This window comes from Bacillus sp. 105MF (assembly GCF_000374885.1).
In the GTDB taxonomy this organism is placed as follows: Bacteria; Bacillota; Bacilli; order Bacillales; family Bacillaceae_G; genus Bacillus_A; species Bacillus_A pseudomycoides.
This window is the reverse complement of sequence record NZ_KB895586.1, coordinates 78,075-80,031: the sequence shown is the minus strand read 5'-3', so window position 1 is coordinate 80,031 and position 1,957 is coordinate 78,075. Positions and strand designations below refer to the sequence as shown.

At 35.5% G+C, this 1,957-nt stretch carries 2 protein-coding genes; both read right to left on the bottom strand.

All coding sequences use genetic code 11. From position 1 onward, the window contains the following. Nucleotides 1-312 precede the first annotated feature (312 nt). Complete coding sequence (locus C564_RS0123840; RefSeq protein ID WP_018767121.1) at nucleotides 313-1,089, bottom strand: class I SAM-dependent methyltransferase; 777 nt, start codon at nucleotides 1,087-1,089, stop codon at nucleotides 313-315. Between the two features lie 298 nt (nucleotides 1,090-1,387). Next, a partial coding sequence (locus C564_RS32565) for an LPXTG cell wall anchor domain-containing protein (RefSeq protein ID WP_033794869.1) occupies nucleotides 1,388-1,957 on the bottom strand: 570 nt, incomplete at its 5' end.

Sequence of the window (1,957 nt, the reverse complement as noted above, 5' to 3'; positions counted from 1 at the left end):
GCCTTACAGATCGAGCGATTAGACGTATTTGAAAGTGAAAAGAAAAAGCTAACAAAATTGTTTGCATAAAGAAAAAAGAACACCTTGTCCCAGTCTCTTACACTTGTTACCAGAGCAGATAACAAGTCTAGGAACTGGATGCATGACAAAGTGTTCTACACCTCGATATAAGAAAAAAGTAGCTGTACCTGTTTTGTTTTCCACGGAAGATAGAATAGGTCGTCTTACATAAGGACACTACGGAACTTCTATATCGTTGTATCCTCTTTGTTGAACGGGAGGAAGTGTTTTGAAATAGTAGAATCCCCCACCTCAAGCTCGTGTAGAGGTAAGTGGGGGTAGTTCAATAGCGATTATCATAAACCGTTTTGAATTTGTACGGATCCCTTTTTCCGTTTTGTTTGTTATGATGAATTTTTCTAAAATGTCAAAGTCCTCTTTCTCTTCACCAAACCTTGGTATGATAGGTGTGTGCTTTAATAGGAATAGGAGGTCTTCAGGTGTTTGGTAATAATCAATCGCATCATATTCTAATATTTGCACATCAGTAAAGCCTGCAGACTTCAACTCTCGAACATACTTTTCTTTTAATGTGCCGTCTTTTTCCCCTAAGCATTGTCCTCTTCCAAACGCTGCTTTTAAGTTCCATTTATCATGTTCGCTGACTTGCTGCGTCAAAAAGATACCACCCTTTTTTATTACTTTTGCTATTTCTGCTGCAACAAAAGGCGCATGACAACAAGACACAATGTCAAAAAAAGAATGTGGAAACATCAAGCCTTCGGACTCCATTTTGAAAAATCTAACGTTTGATACACTTGCTTTTTCCAAATTAGACTGTGCTGTTTCTATCATTCCACTTGAATTATCAATCCCAATCATGAATAAGGCTGCCGGTGCAATTCTTAATACATTCTCTCCCCCGCCTGCACCAATATCTAGCAAAACATCTGAGGATTTGCATCTCTCTATGACTTCTTCATAAAACTCCCACGTAGCACCTTCTGTTACGTATTTCAGTTTACTAAAATCCCAACCATTTGATCTTCCGACTTTATCATAAAAATTTTTGTAATCTAATTCATTCATTTTGTGTATCCACCTTCCAAAAGAGTGTAAAAACTAAGTTTTTGAGACTTGTTAACGAAATAGTCCAGTACCTTAGTTTGATAGGAACAGTGACTACCGCAACGGATTCAAAGCTTATATTTCCGAAAAAGGACAGACTTCTCCCTTGATGGCTGGTACGCGTTTTTTCCAACCCGAAAACTAGTTACTTCGAACAATACGGAAAGTCATCTACTTCACCTCATTTGAAAGATTATACTTCATTATACGCCGTAACAACTTTTGTATATATTGTAGAATTCAGACTATTAGTTGAATTCTATTGAAATGTATTTTTAATTCTATTTCGCACTATTAATATAATTCCACCTAAAATCGATAACATCCCTAAAGGCATTGTATTGGATTCTGTACCTCCGGCGTTAGGAAGTTCCCTGTTATCGTTTTTCATTTTAAGAGGAGTGTTAGTTTGTTTCGTCTGTGTTAATTCAGATACTTTCTTTTCTACATTTTGCTTTGTCTGTGTTAATTCAGCTATTTTCTCTTCTACACTTTGCTTCGTACGTGTTAATTCAGTTAATTTATTTTCTACATTTTGCTTCGTCTGTTTCAATTCAGATACTTTCTCTTCTTCTACATTTTGCTTCGTACGTGTTAATTCAGTTAATTTATTTTCTATAGTTTGCTTGACCTGTTTTAACTCAGATACTTTTTCTTCTATAGTTTGCTTCGTACGTGTTAATTCAGTTAATTTATTTTCTATAGTTTGCTTGATCTGTTTTAACTCAGATACTTTCTCTTCTGCATTTTGTTTCGTCTGTTTTAATTCAGTTAATTTCTCTTCTGCATTTTGCTTGATCTGCTTTAATTCGGATAACTTCTCTTCTGC